The organism is Kineococcus indalonis, from assembly GCF_009906395.1.
GTDB lineage: Bacteria > Actinomycetota > Actinomycetes > Actinomycetales > Kineococcaceae > Kineococcus > Kineococcus indalonis.
Genome location: NZ_JAAALM010000742.1, coordinates 1 through 1,440, shown reverse-complemented (window position 1 = coordinate 1,440; position 1,440 = coordinate 1). Strand labels below are relative to the sequence as shown.

The window sequence follows — 1,440 nt, the reverse complement described above, 5'->3', positions numbered from 1 at the left end:
AGCGGCCCCTGTCGCTGGGCGTGCGGCACGGCCGCATCACCGCCCTGGCCGGGCGCGACGCCGCCTGGGACGCCGCGCGCGAGCTCGTCCTGGCCGACGACGAGGTGCTGCTGCCCGGCCTGGTGGACACCCACGTCCACGTCAACGAACCCGGCCGCACCGAGTGGGAGGGCTTCGCCTCCGCCACCCGCGCCGCCGCCGCCGGCGGCGTCACCACGGTCCTCGACATGCCGCTGAACAGCGTGCCCGCCACGCTCGACCCGCACGCCCTGGACGTCAAGCGCGCCGCGGCCGCCGGGCAGTGCGCCGTCGACGTGGGCTTCTGGGGCGGGGCCGTGCCCGGCAACGCCGACGAGCTCGTGCCGCTGCTGGAGGCGGGGGCCTTCGGCGCCAAGTGCTTCCTGCTGGACTCCGGGGTGCCGGAGTTCCCACCGCTGGACCGCGCCGGCCTGGAGGAGGCCATGACGCGCCTGGCGGCCGCCGACGGGCTGCTGCTCGTGCACGCCGAGGACGCCGACGGCATCGCCGCCGCCACCGGTCCCGGCGGCCCCGTGTTCGCCGACTTCGTCGCCTCCCGCCCGCCCTCGGCCGAGGCCGCCGCCGTGCGCGCCGTCGCGCGGGCCGCCCTGCGCACCGGCGCGCGCGCCCACGTGGTGCACCTGTCCTCCGCGGCGGGCCTGGCCGAGGTCGCCGCCGCCCGGGCCGCCGGCGCCCGGCTGACCGCCGAGACGTGCCCGCACTACCTGGCCCTGGACGCCGCCCACGTCCCCGACGGGGCCACCCCCTTCAAGTGCTGCCCGCCGATCCGCGAGCGCGCCGAGCAGGACGCGCTGTGGGCGGGCCTGCTCGACGGCACCATCGACTGCGTCGTCTCCGACCACTCCCCGTGCACCGCGGACCTCAAGCGCCTGGACACCGGCGACTTCGGCGCCGCCTGGGGCGGCATCGCCTCGGTGCAGATCGGCCTGCCCGTGGTGTGGACGGCCGCGCGCGAGCGGGGCGTTCCGCTGGCGACCGTCGTGTCCTGGATGGCCGGCGCGACCGCGGACCTGGTGGGCCTGGGCGACCGCGGCCGCCTGGCCCCCGGGTGCGTCGCCGACCTCGCGGTCTTCGCCCCCGAGCAGGCGTGGACGGTGCGCGCCACCGACCTGCTGCACCGCAACGCCGTCACCCCCTACGACGGCCGGGCGCTGACCGGCGCGGTGCGCTCCACGTGGCGGCGCGGCGAGCGGGTCGACCTCGCCGGCGCACCGCGCGGTGAGCTGCTGCGGGCGCCGGCGCGCGCGGCGGTGTGAACGGGGGGTCCCCGGTGCACCCGCCCCCGCAGGGCCTCAGCGCCCGCCCGGCCCCTCGGCCGCGGCGAGCCCGCGCGTGAGGTCGACGACGCGGCTGGGGGGCGGGGGCGCGTCGAGGAAGAGGACCTCGTCGGGTTCGGCGGGG

General features: G+C 79.3%; 1 protein-coding gene. It reads left to right on the top strand.

Translation table 11 applies throughout. From position 1 onward, the window contains the following. The coding region (gene allB, locus GTR00_RS20745) for an allantoinase AllB (RefSeq protein WP_205706318.1) at window positions 1-1,295 on the top strand (1,295 nt) is incomplete at its 5' end. Window positions 1,296-1,440 lie beyond the last annotated feature (145 nt).